Source organism: Martelella lutilitoris, assembly GCF_016598595.1.
In the GTDB taxonomy this organism is placed as follows: domain Bacteria; phylum Pseudomonadota; class Alphaproteobacteria; order Rhizobiales; family Rhizobiaceae; genus Martelella; species Martelella lutilitoris_A.
This window is the reverse complement of record NZ_CP066786.1, coordinates 1,271,854-1,285,595: the sequence shown is the minus strand read 5'-3', so window position 1 is coordinate 1,285,595 and position 13,742 is coordinate 1,271,854. Positions and strand designations below refer to the sequence as shown.

The following is a 13,742-nucleotide window of genomic DNA, read 5'->3' as shown; positions in this document are numbered from 1 at the left end:
ACACGCCCTCTACAAATCTGTCGGCAGGCATGGGTTACTCCGCGGCTTCTCGCGTCTGAGGGAAGCTCCGGCCGACAATGTCGTAATACTTGCCTCGCGGCTTGATGCTGATGGTCTCCGGAATGGTCAGCTCTCCTGTCCGCGCGAGAGCCTCGTCCGTGCTTTTGGGAAAGGGTGTGCCGCCGCCATGCATCGACCACCATTGGCAAGCGCGCTCAAACGCGGACCGGCCATGATCGAACGCCACCCACTCTGGATACTCCATCAATCCGGCGATGAAGCCGACCCGGAGGCTATCTGGCGCGCCAAACTTTTCGTGCTTCTGGATACGCCAATCGACGACCGGCAACATGGTTGGGGCGACCTGTTCGCTCGATAGAATGCCGACCTGACTTTCGGCTTGCCCCTCATGCTTCGGTTTGTCCTCATGGGGCCACTCGTAGCCGCAAGCCTTGCAGGATCGCGCGTTGAGAGCCATCAGCTCTCGGCATTCCGGGCATTCCTTCGCGGCGACACGGTCAACACTGACCTTTCCCTCGCCACTTCCGCCGCCCGATTTCGGCAATACGGACACCTCGTCAACCGGGCCATGCCGACGGACGTTGCCCGCGAAGTCCAGGATAAGGCAGTTGTCCTTGCCCGGCGAAAGTCGCGTTCCGCGCCCGACAATCTGCACGTAGAGCGATGTCGAAAGCGTCGGCCGCAACATTGCAACCAGGTCAACCTGCGGCACGTCGAAACCGGTGGTCAGTACATTGGCGTTGGTGAGACACCGGATTTCACCGGCGCGAAACTTTCGGATGATGTTGTCACGTTCACCGGATGGCGTCTCGCCGCTGACAGTTTCGCATGAAAAACCTGAAGCGCGGATTGCGTCCCGAACATTCAACGCGTGTTTGACGCCAGCGCAGAACACAAGCCAAGACTTGCGGTTGGCGCCGAGGTCAGCGATCTCGGAGACCGCCTCCTGGGTTACCGCGTCGGCAGCACCCTCAAGTGAGGCCGGCACAAACTCACCGCCGCGCCGTTTGACCTCGGAAACGTCGATCCGAGCCGCAGTGGCCTTGGAGATCAATGGCGACAGAAAGCCGTCCTCGATACCTTTCGCAATCCCGTAGGAGTACACGACCTGATCGAAGAGACGTGTGTCGCCCTCGTCCAACCGACCGGTATCCAGGCGATAAGGCGTAGCAGTCAGACCCGCCACTCGAGCGTCACGATTGATCGCGTAGAGATCGTCGAGCAATCGTCGATACATGCCCTCACCTTTGAGCGGCACGAGATGCGCCTCATCAATCAAAATGAGGTCCCGGCGCCCGAGCTGACTGGCCTTGTTGTAGACTGACTGGATCGAGGCAAAGGTAATGCGGTGGTGCACGTCTCGCCTGTTCAATCCGGCCGAATAGATCCCCGCCGGTGCGTCCGGCCACACACGCAACAACGCCATGAAATTTTGCTGAACAAGCTCTTTGACGTGAGTGAGCATCAGAACGCGAAAGGTCGGATAATCGCGCAGCAAGTCCTGCACCATCGACGCAATAACCATGCTCTTGCCCGTGCCGGTGGCCAGATCGATCAACGGATTACCGCCGCCTTGGCCCCAGAAATTCATGACGGCCTGCTTTGCCTCGTCCTGATAGTAGCGAAGGCTGATCATGCTGCCCTCCTTTCCGCTCCATCAATCCAGGTCTGCCCGTTGCCAAGCTCGTAGGTCACGGTTTCAGCGGTCGTATCCGCGTCGACCTGCTCGCCCGGCACGAGATCCGGAACGAAAAGATGGTTCGGGCAACCGTTTAGCTGGTCATCGAACGACAACTCCTTTTCGTGCCGGTCGCAGTACCACTGGCCGTCATTGATGGGAGTAACGTGCAGGCAGGTCCTGCAATGCCGCGGCGGAAGCACACCGCCATGGCAGATGTCGGCGCGGCTGCACATATGCGCGCAGACGAAGAACTCGGGGCTTTCACTGATGCGCGCCGGCGCTCGGCGAGTATCGACAATCCACTCAGCCCGTACGGCCTGCGATCCGGCATGAGCTGCGTCATAACGAATACGTTCAGCGCCAAAGTCGCCCGTGTCGCGATTGCAGAAGGCAAAGAGTGTCCGCTCGAGACCGAGCAGATGCATGCCAAGCTGGGCACGCGCAACGATCTCGGGCCGGGTTTGCTCGGCACCTTGACGCTCAAGCTTTGCGAAGTCGGCAGCCTTAAGCGCCGCAACGATCAGCAGATGCCGCTTGGTTGGCGCCTCGGGCACGCCCGTGACGATCCCATCGATCGGCGAATATAGGTGACCATCGAGACCAGACGCGGCCAACATCTCACCAGTTGCTGCATTAATTGTCTCGACCGTCATACCGGCAGCGGTCAACCACCGAATGACAACCCCCTTCAATGCGATTGCGATATCACCTGATCGACTGTGGTCGGGACGCATGTCGCGTCCCTGCCCGAATAGAAGGAAGTCATACCACGCTCGACGATTGCACCCGGTGCAGGCCGAGAGCGAAAGCCGCTGTTTTGGCATTTCCTCGCGCGTCGTTGCCTTGACCTTGTCTGCGGTCAGGCTCTTCGGGATCGGAAGACTGACCATCACGCAGCCTCCGTTTCACCCAGCGCAACCATCATCTTGCGGTGCAGCGCCCGCGTCTTCTCCACATCGTCGCGGCAATAGGCAGCTATCGTCTCATGTTCACCGTCGCTCCAAAGCCCGGCAACCTGCGACCCATCTATGTCGCCCTTCCCCTCAAGCCCAAAGGCTCCGCAAAGTCGATCCATTGAGATCGAGTCCCGCGCCCCGGCAAAGGCCGTCATCGTGTCGAAGACATCGTCGCTCCAAGGCTTCGGATCACGCGGGAACCAGCCCGGAACCCGAACACCGAGGATAAGGCACCGCTGCCAGATAAACCGAAGGTCAAAGCCAATGACGTTGTGGCCGACAATCTGAACGGTTCCATAGCGCGGGATCTGGCTCGAGATCTCCTCGAAGAACGTGGTCAGCATCTCATGCTCGAGCGCGATGTCCGGGCCCAGAGAGAGACTGTCCAGGTGCTCGCCATCGAGCGCCCAACCAATGCAGCAAATGTGCCCGGCAGCGCCATCAAACGAGGTCTTGGCGATTGCATCAGTCACGGCCTGCGGCTTCTGTTCCTCCTCCCACTTCTTGATGGTTTCGGCCTTCTTCATGCTGGCCGGTGGCGAGATCCTACCGGCGATCTCAGCATAGGTTTTCGGATCCTGTGTCGGGATAGTCTCGATGTCGAGGTAGAGCCGCCTGTTGCGGGGCAAAGCGATATCGTTCATTGTCTCGGTCCTTTCGAGCAATGCTGAAAACGGATTGTTTGAAGGGGCTCCGGGCGGCGCGGTTTTCGAGGCCTTATCGCCGCCCGGCCGCATCATCAGAATGGAATATCGTCGTCCAGTCCGGCTGGAGCAGGCTGCCGCGACGGCCAAGGCGCCGAACGCTGACCAGCAGGGGCAGCTTGCCCGGTCGGCCCTGGTCGTTGCGGCGTCTGCCGAGCCGCCCCGCTCTGGCGCGCGCCTGCTGCTGGCTTGACCGCAGTGATTTCGTTGCGATCAGGGAATTGACCGTTTGGATCCTTCTGCACCTTCACCTTGATGGTGCACGTGATGAAATGCAGCTCCTCGCTGTCGCGAGGCGAAGTTTTGCCGGTCGCCTCGCGGATAGCGGCAAACTGCGAGTTGGCGATGTTGCGGACCTTGTCGAGGTTGTTCATGTTCTCGGCCCACATGTTCAGCCGCTGCCAGACCAGCCGGCCGTTATATTCGCCACCTTCGATCTGCCATGTCAGTTGCAAGCAGCGCCCCCGGTCGTTGTTGCGGGAGATGTCCTCAATGCCGCTTTCAATGATCTTGGCGCGATAGTCCCCGAAAGGGACCGGATCGAAACCTGTCGAGGCCTCGGCATGTTCGTCGTAATGTCCTGCGATCTGAACCATTATGCAGCCTCCTTCTGGCCTGACGGCGCAAGGCCAGCAAAGTCGGGGAAATAGGGTGCGAGAGCATCAAAGCCCGTGCCCTTGTCGTATCGGATTTCCGGCGGAATGCCGTAACGGTTCTTGGCCGTATAGGCTGGGCGGCCGACCGCATGCATCAGCGTCGTGCCACCGCCGCCGGCGCGCGCCCGCTCCTTATTGAAGCCCTGCTCTTCGGTCTTCACCGTCACCGGCTGCTTCAGAAGAATGATCGCATCCATCTCGCGTTCGAAGAGGCCACGAAGGTTTGAGTTGGCCTTATCGGACGAGCGGATTTCGATCTCGTAGCGGTCATAACTGACCGTCTCCGGATCATCGAACCGCTGGACCGATGAGTGAGCGATCAGCACCACGGCCATGTTTCGATCGGAGCGCAGGAAGTTGATACCGTCGATGAACTCCTGAGCGACGCGCATGGCGTAGACATAGCCCTTGCCATAACCGAAGTCCTCGATGTTGGCTTTCGCATTGCCCTTGTCGTCGCCGCGCGCGCATGTTTCGGCATAGATCAGCCGCTGCATCTCGGTGACGCTGTCGATCACGACGGTATTGAAACTGTGATCTTCCTGATAGAGCGCGCCAAGCGCATCCATCACGTCGCCGAAGCTGTCGAGCTTGCCAAAGCTGGTCAACTCGACATCACCCGGCGTGCCGTCTTCGATCTGCAGAAAGACAGCATTCGGAAACTCGCTCGCAAGCGTCGTCTTTCCAATACCCGGCGGGCCATAGATCAGAACGCGCGGGGCTTTGTCAGCCCTGACCGTCCTGAGATTGTTGAGGGAAATCGCCATTGATTTCATTCTCCTGTTCTGGCGCTCTGACAATCCACGCGCCGCTCGCGCCATCCTGCGACGGGTAGAAGTCCAGCGTCATTCGCTGGATCGGGTAGATCTGCACGTGGGCCATGCCGTTTGCCTTCGGCGCCCAGGTGATCGTGTGAGCTGTGACGAACCGGTCATCATCGATGATGCCGGACATGACGATGGCGTCCTCCGCGGCCTTGAGCCGGTTGGAGATATCAGCCTGCAGAGAGTTGCGCTCCACCGCCCAGACCATGGTGATGTAGCCGCCTATCTTCGCGACCTTCTGCCGGCGGATGGCAGCGACGGCCATCAGGCAGAAATCCTGGTAGGCCTTGGTCTTGACCCGCCCGACACCTTTGACGTTCTTGAAGAGATGGTTCGTGCTTGGAGGCATCGGGATCGAAAAACTGACTGGCGCCAGATGCTCCTCGTGCTCGCCTTCGGTAGACGGCCCTGCCACGGAACCATCGGAAAGAAAGCAGGCAGCGGTGGAGGCAATGTCTGGCGCTGGCGTTTTCATGACTACACCCGCCCCATGGTCGTGAAGAGCGTGCGCATAAACTTGTCGAAGTCCTTGAGTATCCTGCGACGTTCGGCCTCATCAACGCGGCCATCATCGGCCAGCGCCTCGTGCATGCGGGTGTGGAAGGAGGAGAAGGCCACGCTGATTTGAGAGATATCGGCAAAGCCGAGGCTGTGATCGTCAACCGGACTGGCATTGCGCACCAGCCGGAAGCCCTGAGCAGCGGCAAGCGCGGTGGCGATGATCGGCGACCCGGCCTCGACATCGGCCTCGAGAGCCACATCAACCGGTATGAATGCGTCCTGATGTTCGTCCGATGCCAGTCCGTATTTTGATAGCTGACTTTCGGAAACTCGGGTCACATGCGCAAAGCTGTCGCCGCCACCGGCAGATTTCACGGCGCGGCGGGTGGCAGCCTTCAGCTTTTGTCTGTCATCGTCGGAAATAGCGCGCACGAAATCCTCCCTGCATTTCAAGGAAATCTTTTTCGAAAAATCTTCGGTGAACGGCGAAAACCTCGCCGCTATGGTGACATCATTGAAACCCGGTCAAGGAGAGCGACATGAATGAGACAGCAAACCCATCATTCGGCAATTCCCTCGCCACTCGAGGCCCGAACGCACGCAGCGTCAGCCCAATCAGAAAAGGTCACCCGACCTTGGGTGGCGTTGAAGATCTTCAGAATTAGAGGCGTGCGCGGCATTCTTTCGCCCCGAATAATCCGACTGATCGTCGATGGGGCGACTCCGAGCTCGGCGGCAAAGACTGAGGGCTTCACACCCTTAAATTTGAGATATTCATCCAGCTTCATAACTGGCAATTTGCCATATGGCATAAGTTTGTCAATAGGCATATTGCCGTTTGGCGGTTGTATTTTTTCCCATTTGGCAAAATAGCTGAACCATGGCAAACAAAGTTCGTGAATTCCGCAAATCCAAAAACGTCACACTTGAGGAACTAGCCGACTTGACCGGCATCTCTCAAACGCATCTGTCGCGGATGGAGAGCGGTAAACGCGGCCTGTCGCTTGCGAACATAATTAAAATCGCGAAGGCTCTTGGTGTTGATGCCGTCGAGCTGACGGATGAATTCGACCATGAGGCGTTATCTTTAGCATCGGACATGCCAGAGATCGCAGCACCTCGGCCCAAAGGCGGCGATATAGAGAACCTTGATATAATCTCAGGCGCTGGAGGCGGCGGACTACTCAGCGTCGAATACCGCGATGACGGACAGATTTCGGACCCGGCCATGTCGAATGGCTACTGGTCATTCCCGGATAACATTAAGGCTGGCTGGCGCAATCTTGATGGTATTAAAGCGATGCCTGTCATCGGTGATAGTATGGAGCCAACGCTCGCGAAAGGTTCGACCGTGTTCGTGGACACTTCACACACCTATCCTAATCCTGAGGATATTTATGCGTGCGACTACGGCGACGGGCTTGTCGTTAAAAGACTTAAACTCGTTCCACGCAGCGAAAGCATCTTGGTGATTTCTGACAATCGAGAGCGCTATGGGGAGCCAGACGAATTGAACAGGCAAGACATTCGCGTATATGGCCGCGTCGTTGCATGGTTCCAGTGGCGCGGTTAATCCGCTCTTCATTTCAGAGAATCATCGCCAGTTCCTGCGGCTATCAGTTTCACTTGCAAATATTAAGGGAGGCAAATATGCGAGGCCTTTTTTATGCAACTGCCATCTCGCTTTTGACCCTGACCACTGTAGCAGCACAGGACGATCTTCCCGAAAAACCAGATGTGTCTTTGTGTATGGAGTATCCAGCCGATAGCGCGATATCTAAGAAGTGCTTGGCGCGCGCAATGGCAACTGATGGACAAATCGCAGACTACATCGGTGATTGGTACATTCAGATTGATACCTCCCCCATGGATGACACCAAAACTGTTGCGATGCTCGTTTCATCTAATGAGGAAATCCCAGGACGTTTCGGCCAAAGCGATACGGCATCCATGCTGATCAGATGCCTGGAAAACACAACTTCGATCCATATCAGCTTGAACGGCAATTTCCTCTCGGACATACAAGGCTACGGCAACGTTGAATACCGTCTCGACAAAGAGACGGCCCGCTCTCAAAATATGCATGTTTCTTCGGACAACAGTGCTCTCGGTCTCTGGAGTGGAAATCGATCCATCCCATTCATTCGAAGAATGTTCGACAACGATCAAATGCTGGTGCGTATTACTCCTTATAACGGCAACCCCATCATGGTGACCTTTCCGATAAAGGGACTAGAAAAAGCGATTCAGCCTTTGAGAGAAGCTTGTCACTGGTAAGCAGCATGGGCTGAACATAAACAACCAGAGTCAAATGTGCCGAGCGCTACAGCGGTTTTCTGTATTTGGACACAAAATTTGCCTTTCGGCACTTTGCCTCTTGTCATATTTTTTGCCACATGGCACATTCCTTCTCGTCAGACTACCTCGGTCTGAAATCTGCTGCGGCCGTTGGGCCTATAGCGGCAGTTCCAATGGGAAGGAAGCATGATGGAAGAAATCCCACTCGAACAGCTATGGCATTCGATAAACGCCATGGGTGGCACAGTCCGCCACGATGACATCGTCGGCAACGCGCGCATGGCCTTGCTCTATGATATCCTGCGAACCCTCGAAGCTGCTGGCATCAATGACGGCAAGGTAGACGCGCGGGCCGGCGGTATCCGTATCATTTGCCTGAAAGGCACATCGATCGCCGTTCCTGAAGAGGAGGCGGCTTGATGCATCCCCTGCCCTACTCGCTTCGCACCGCCTCTTGGCTTGGTTTCGTCATCGGCCTTTGCACAGGCATTGGCTTGACCGCGATACTCGCCGTTTCGATCATGGGAGGGTGAGATGGCCGCTGGAAGAACGGGCCCAGGAGCATCGGATCTGAATGAGGGGCTTTTGAGTGCGGACACGGCTGCACGTTACCTCGGCATCTCGAAAAAGCAACTCACACACTTGACGCAGAGCGGAAGCCTGCGCTGGATAAACATCGGCCTCGGCACGAAACGACCGACACGACGCTATACCAAGGCCGACCTCGATGATTTCATCGATATGAGGAGGCGCGAGTGTCAGTCTATAAGCGGCCAGGAGAAAGCGTATACTCCTACGACTTCGTCCTCAGGGGTCGTCGATTTTCGGGCAAAACTGGCGCAACTTCGAAGCGGGACGCAAAGCGCGTCGAAGACTCGATCAAAGAAACAATACGCGCCGAACTGATCGCGGCCGAGAACCGCCCTGCCGATCGCATGACGTTCGAAGAGGCCTCATCGCGATGGTGGACCGAGATCGGTCAGCACCATAAGAATGTCGAGACCACACTCCACGTCCTAGCCTGGCTGAACGACGCTGTCGGGCCGAAGACAGATCTTGCGAAAATTGATGACGCCAAGATTGCGGCCGTGGTCGCACGGCGACGCGGCGAGCACATCAAGGGTGACGAGAAGCGCCCGCTCGTTTCCGCCGCGACTGTCAACCGAACCTGCACCCAGCCGCTTCGCGAGATCATGCTGCGCGCCAGAAACGTCTGGAAGGTCAAGACAGCCGATTTTGACTTTGGGCAGCATATGCTTCGCGAGAGACAGGAGCGCGTACGCGAGGCAAGCACGGCCGAGGAAGAGGCCATCCTCGCAGAGTTGAGCCCAGGCTATGCGGAAGCTGTCCTCTTCGCATTCCTCACAGGCTGCCGGCGCATGGAGATCCTCGGCCTACGATGGCCGCATGTCGATTTCTTTGGGCGGCAATTTACTGTCTTCGGAAAGGGCGACAAGCGCCGCACGATCCCCATGTCGGACGCGATCTATGATCTGTTGTGGTCGCAGAAGGATCACCATCCGGACGTCGTCTTCACCTACGAGGCACGCCGCACGTTGAAAAAGCGTGGGCTAGTCCGCGGCAAGCGGTATCCATTGACAGAAGATGGCCTCAAGACCGCGGCGCGGCGCGCGATCGCGGCAACGGGCATCGAGGACTTTCACTTCCACGACATGCGCCACACGGCAGCAACGCGAGTGCTGAGAAAATCAAACCTACGTGTCGCTCAGCGCCTCCTCGGCCATGCCGATATCCAGACGACGACGAAGTACGCTCACGCACTGGACGATGATATCCGCGCTGCACTGGAGGCGACATCGAGTCCCACGAAAAATACCACGGCGACCGATGGCACCATGGATAACAATCTGAAAAAGCAGGAAAAATAAGAACGGGACCACCCGTCCCCCAGTCAAGTGCGCTACCGGGCTGCGCTACACCCCGACCAGCCATAACGGCCCGTCCCCATTAGACTTTCGATGCCGGGCGCGCAAGAGGCAATTTGACGATCCAAACCAAAAACCGGAAATTTGCGCCGGAAGCTCCGGAACACGTCAGCGAACTTCACGAAGTTTGTGCGGACCGCGGTATAGGCTCGGTCAAAATCCGCTTTGGTAGAATCGTCTCCGCGGCCGCGGCTTGAGCGAGCCGGATTTCACCAGGATCGCGCGGATCTCGGCTGTTTGTTCGTCCGCCGGACGATCGAAGGTTTCGGGCGGAATGATGACGCCGCGCTCGGCGGCGCTTCGAATGACGGCGGTGCGGAAAGCGCCTTCGCGCGCCATGAAGGTGCGGAAGGTGTGCTCGTCCAGCGTCAGCAGCGTGCAGTCCGTCACCGCCGTCACCTGGATCGGCCGGCGGCGCTTGGCCAGAACGGCAAACTGGCCGAAGAGGTCACCCTCCGTCAACCTGAGCTTCACCCCGTCGGTAACGACCGTGACCGTGCCGGCGGCGATAAACCAGACCTCGCGGGCGGAGCTTTCCTTCCTGAGGATATGCTGGCCCGGCGCGGCGTAGACGATGCGGATCTTCTTGCGCAGCAGCTTGCGTTCCCGCTCGCTGAAATCGGCGAAGGCGGCGAAGCCCTCCACCGTGACGCGCTTCTGCCGCTTCAGGTCGAGCACCGGCCGGCCCTTCAGCTGCGCTCGTCTTCTGTCGATATCCGCGCCAAGCGTCGCGCGCAGTTCCGGGCCGATCAGCCCGTCCTCCACCAGCGCCTCGTATTCGCCCTCTTCCAGCTGCAGCGTGGTGCGCCGGATCAGTCGCCGCTCCAGCTCCTCGGCATAGCCAGGAAACTGCAGCCTGAGGGTCTCGAGTTCCCGGCGCGCTTCCTCAAGGCGGCGGTTGAGCAATTCGTGCAGAAGTTCGGCCACGCGCCGGCCATGGATGCGGCGGATACGTTCGTCAATGAACAGTTCCAGACGCGGCAGCACCAGGCTGTAGGACACGAGGACATCGAACCGGTCTTCCAGCAGGCTGGCGAGCGGCCGGGCGATGCCGAGGTAGTTGTGCAGCAGCGTCGCCACGCGGAAGCGCAGGTTCGTTGCGTAGACCCGTCGCGAGGCCGCCCGGTAGCCCGCCCGCCCGCCGGTGCGCGTTGCCTCGATAATCATGTCGGCGCCGATCACCAGACGCTCGGCAAGGTCTGCGGAGATGATCTGGTCGCGGTATCCTTCAAGGATCGAATCGCGCTCGTGCGCAGCCAGCGCGACAAGGCCGAGCGTGATCCGGTCCCGGTCCTGCAGCCGCTCCGTCGCGTCGGTCTCCTCCACGGCCGCATCGACGCGCTCGGCGAAGCGCTTGGCCTCGTCGCGAACGATCTCGCGGGTCAGTCCGAGGTCGCGCGCGGTCTCGGAGACCCGCTCGCGCACGCTCTGCAAGGCGACGGCGATCACCTGGTTGCTGAGCGCGACATCGAGCGGGCTGAGCCTGTCGAGCTTGAGCCTGCGGATGATCCAGCGCAGCGTCGTGCCCTGGACGATCAGTGTGAAGAGGGTGAAGCCGGTTGCAATCAGGCCGACCTGGTGCTTGATGTCCTGCGGCACGTAGCGGTTCTCGGTGACCGCCAGCGCCAGCGCCAGCGTGACCGCGCCCCTGAGCCCGCCCCAGAGGATCGCCACGCTGTAGGGCCGCTCCATCTTCGGAGACAGCCTGAAATAGGCGAGCACCGGCAGAACGCCGAACAGGATGAGCGCCCGGGCGACAAGGGCCGCGATAACCACGACGGCGATCAGAAACAGGTCGTAGAGCACAAAATCCGACAGGAGTTTGGGTATGAGGATGGCGGCGAGAATGAAGATCAGCGAGCCGGCCCAGTGGGCGATCAGATCCCAGGTATCGCGCATCTGCAGGTTCAGCGCCGGGGTGAAGCGCGCCGTCATGTGCAGGTTGATGGTCAACCCGGCGGCAACCACCGCGATCACGCCGGATGCCGAAAACTGTTCGGCCAGCAGGTAAGTCAGCAGCGGCACGGCGACCGATACCGAGATCTGGCCGCGTGGAAAATCCGGCATGCGGGCGATAACCTCTACGGCGAAGCGTCCGGCGGCGATGCCGATCAGGCCGCCGACGCCGGCGATCCAGGGAAAGGTGACAAGCGCGGGGCCGATCTTCGGATTGGCGACATTGACGGTGACGAAGCCCAGGAACAGCGAGAACAAGGCGATCGCCGCCGCATCGTTCAGCAGGCTTTCGCCCTCCACGATGCGCGCCAACCGCTGGGGCGACGGCGTCGCCTTGAAGATCGAGACGACGGCGGAGGGATCGGTGGTGGAGACGATCGCGCCGACCAGAAGGCAGGCGGCAAGCGGCAGACCGGCGACCGGATAAAGCGCGAAGCCGACGGCAAGCATGGCGACGAAAACCGCAAGAACCGCCAACACAAGGATCGGCACCCAGTCATCCAGCATGCGCCGGATATCGATATTGAGCGCCACCTGAAACACGAGCAGCGGCAGGAACACGTTGAGAAAGAAGCTCGCCCTTATCGGCAGGTTCAGGATGCCCAGCGCCAGGGGATTGAGCGCATTGGTCAGGCTCGTCTGCCAGAAAAAGGTGGCGGCAATGCCAATGCCGATCCCCATGGCCGCAAGGATCACGGAGAAAGGCAGGCGGAGGCGCGCCGCGAGCGGCTCGCTCAGCCCGATGACCGCAAATATGCCCGCGGCAATTGCGACGAGGATCGCAAGCTCCACTCCACACATCCTTTCCCAAACGCCTGGCGCGACGAAGCCGTGGCTCTTCGTCGGCCGGGTTCCGTTACCCAAACCCTTGAAGACATTCAACTTAGCCGAAATCACGCGCGTAAGTCAGCAAGCGTGAACGTTTTTATTCTTGATTGAAGGAATTGTTCTCAGAACACCGCCAGAAAGAAGGCCGCGATCGCGGCAAGCATGACGGCCGCCACGAGCTTCACCCAGAACCGGGTCCGATTGGCAACCGGCGTCGGCATGCTGCAGGCGGAGCAAACGGCAGGCCCGAAGCGCAGATGATGGTCGCAATATTGGCAGTAGAAAACCCGCATATCTTTCGCGCCCTCCTGAAAGGCGTCGATGTCGAGTCGATCACGGCCCGCGCGCGGACCATTGTCAGGCAGTCTCCACTTCGAACAACCAAGAGATGCATAATGATGCAGCGCAATATAAGACTGCAGCACCATCACCCAGGGCCTCTTGGGGCATTATGACAGATAATAACTTACTTGCAAGGAGCGTTATCGCACCGCAGCACAACCTTTCGGCGTAATTGCCAAGGATACCGGCCTTAGCCGCTGCGCACCGCATGGTGATATTTGCGATAGATCTCGTCGAGATCGACCGTCGGCTGCGGCGTTTCGATCCGCATGTCGACAAGGGTCTTGTGGATGATCTCAGCCGTCGCCAGGTTGCGGAACCATTTCCGGTTGGCCGGCAGCACATACCAGGGTGCATGCTCGGTCGAGCATTTAGACAGCATGTCCTCATAGGCTGCGATATAGTCGTCCCAGCGCTCCCGCTCGGAATAGTCCGAGCCGGAAATCTTCCACTGGCGCTCCTTGTCCTCCAGCCGCTTCTCGAAGCGATCAAGCTGCTCGTCCTTGGAAATATAGAGGAAGAACTTGACGATGCTGACGCCGTTTTCGGAGAGAAACTCCTCGAAATGGTTGATTTGCCGGTAGCGCTTGGACCAGACGCTTTCGGGCACGAGATTGTGGACGCGGGCGACCAGAACGTCTTCGTAATGGGAACGGTTGAAGACGGCGACCTGGCCGAGCGCCGGCGTGCGCTGGTGCACGCGCCAGAGAAAGTCGTGGGCCTTTTCCGTTTCGGTCGGCTGTTTGAAGCTCGCGACATAGGTGCCCTGCGGGTTCATTGCCCGGATCACATGCCAGCACACGCCGTCCTTGCCGGCGGCGTCGATGCCCTGCAGCACGACGAGAAGCGCGTGCTTCTTCTCCGCATAGAGCTTTTCCTGCAGCGGCGTGATCTCGTCGAGCACCGCGTCAAGCGCGGCCTTGCCCTCTTCCTTGTCCTTGATATTGCCGTGAAAGGACGGGTCGATATCGGCAAGCCGGACCGCACTTGCGGGCTCGATCCTCAGTTTCTCGCGAAAATCCATCGGCA

Annotated in this window: 15 protein-coding genes and 1 pseudogene; 5 read left to right on the top strand and 11 right to left on the bottom strand. The window is 59.0% G+C overall.

The features are described 5' to 3' along the window. Positions 1-34: 34 nt before the first annotated feature. The 8 genes from JET14_RS05960 to JET14_RS05925 all read right to left on the bottom strand — a co-directional run bounded on the left by JET14_RS05960 (position 35) and on the right by JET14_RS05925 (position 6,230). Complete coding sequence (locus JET14_RS05960) at positions 35-1,657, bottom strand: DEAD/DEAH box helicase (RefSeq protein ID WP_200337232.1); 1,623 nt, start codon at positions 1,655-1,657, stop codon at positions 35-37. Beyond that, positions 1,654-2,592 carry a hypothetical protein gene (locus JET14_RS05955; protein WP_200337231.1) on the bottom strand — a complete coding sequence of 313 codons (939 nt, stop codon included), beginning with the start codon at positions 2,590-2,592 and terminating at the stop codon, positions 1,654-1,656. Before JET14_RS05955 ends, JET14_RS05960 begins: the two co-directional genes overlap by 4 nt. Continuing rightward, positions 2,592-3,302 (bottom strand): ribonuclease H-like domain-containing protein, encoded by a 711-nt coding sequence (locus JET14_RS05950; protein ID WP_200337230.1) that lies wholly within the window; start codon positions 3,300-3,302, stop codon positions 2,592-2,594. The genes JET14_RS05955 and JET14_RS05950 overlap by 1 nt, the downstream gene beginning before the upstream one ends. A gap of 95 nt (positions 3,303-3,397) precedes the next feature. Continuing rightward, positions 3,398-3,958 (bottom strand): DUF669 domain-containing protein, encoded by a 561-nt coding sequence (locus JET14_RS05945; RefSeq protein WP_200337229.1) that lies wholly within the window; start codon positions 3,956-3,958, stop codon positions 3,398-3,400. After that, complete coding sequence (locus JET14_RS05940) at positions 3,958-4,785, bottom strand: ATP-binding protein (RefSeq protein ID WP_200337228.1); 828 nt, start codon at positions 4,783-4,785, stop codon at positions 3,958-3,960. Before JET14_RS05940 ends, JET14_RS05945 begins: the two co-directional genes overlap by 1 nt. Next, positions 4,745-5,317, bottom strand: a complete 573-nt coding sequence (locus JET14_RS05935) for a RusA family crossover junction endodeoxyribonuclease (RefSeq protein ID WP_200337227.1) — start codon at positions 5,315-5,317, stop codon at positions 4,745-4,747. The genes JET14_RS05940 and JET14_RS05935 overlap by 41 nt, the downstream gene beginning before the upstream one ends. 2 nt (positions 5,318-5,319) lie before the next feature. Then, positions 5,320-5,775, bottom strand: coding sequence for a hypothetical protein (locus tag JET14_RS05930; RefSeq protein ID WP_200337226.1), 456 nt, complete (start codon positions 5,773-5,775; stop codon positions 5,320-5,322). A 128-nt stretch (positions 5,776-5,903) separates the two neighbouring features. After that, entirely contained in the window at positions 5,904-6,230 is a 327-nt protein-coding gene (locus JET14_RS05925; RefSeq protein WP_200337225.1) for a helix-turn-helix domain-containing protein, read from the bottom strand. Between JET14_RS05925 and JET14_RS05920 the strand changes: the two genes are divergently transcribed. The 5 genes and pseudogenes from JET14_RS05920 to JET14_RS05905 all read left to right on the top strand — a co-directional run bounded on the left by JET14_RS05920 (position 6,224) and on the right by JET14_RS05905 (position 9,530). Then, positions 6,224-6,916 (top strand): XRE family transcriptional regulator, encoded by a 693-nt coding sequence (locus JET14_RS05920; protein ID WP_200337224.1) that lies wholly within the window; start codon positions 6,224-6,226, stop codon positions 6,914-6,916. The two genes, JET14_RS05925 and JET14_RS05920, sit on opposite strands and share 7 nt — an antisense overlap. A gap of 77 nt (positions 6,917-6,993) precedes the next feature. Further along, positions 6,994-7,620 carry a type VI secretion system-associated protein TagO gene (locus JET14_RS05915; RefSeq protein ID WP_200337223.1) on the top strand — a complete coding sequence of 209 codons (627 nt, stop codon included), beginning with the start codon at positions 6,994-6,996 and terminating at the stop codon, positions 7,618-7,620. 207 nt (positions 7,621-7,827) lie between these two features. After that, positions 7,828-8,061, top strand: coding sequence for a hypothetical protein (locus JET14_RS05910; protein ID WP_200337222.1), 234 nt, complete (start codon positions 7,828-7,830; stop codon positions 8,059-8,061). 114 nt (positions 8,062-8,175) lie between these two features. Further along, a pseudogene (locus JET14_RS23030) lies at positions 8,176-8,328 on the top strand (hypothetical protein); the annotation flags it as partial. A 68-nt stretch (positions 8,329-8,396) separates the two neighbouring features. Then, positions 8,397-9,530 carry a tyrosine-type recombinase/integrase gene (locus JET14_RS05905; protein WP_200337221.1) on the top strand — a complete coding sequence of 378 codons (1,134 nt, stop codon included), beginning with the start codon at positions 8,397-8,399 and terminating at the stop codon, positions 9,528-9,530. 210 nt (positions 9,531-9,740) lie between these two features. Here JET14_RS05905 and JET14_RS05900 read toward each other — a convergent pair whose 3' ends face one another. The 3 genes from JET14_RS05900 to JET14_RS05890 form a co-directional block, all read right to left on the bottom strand. After that, positions 9,741-12,335, bottom strand: a complete 2,595-nt coding sequence (locus JET14_RS05900) for a cation:proton antiporter (protein WP_200337220.1) — start codon at positions 12,333-12,335, stop codon at positions 9,741-9,743. A gap of 158 nt (positions 12,336-12,493) precedes the next feature. Continuing rightward, on the bottom strand, positions 12,494-12,802 hold the full coding sequence (locus JET14_RS05895) for a hypothetical protein (protein WP_210342051.1): 309 nt from the start codon (positions 12,800-12,802) through the stop codon (positions 12,494-12,496). Positions 12,803-12,903: 101 nt separating this feature from the next. Beyond that, complete coding sequence (locus JET14_RS05890; RefSeq protein ID WP_200337218.1) at positions 12,904-13,737, bottom strand: polyphosphate kinase 2 family protein; 834 nt, start codon at positions 13,735-13,737, stop codon at positions 12,904-12,906. Positions 13,738-13,742: the final 5 nt, after the last annotated feature.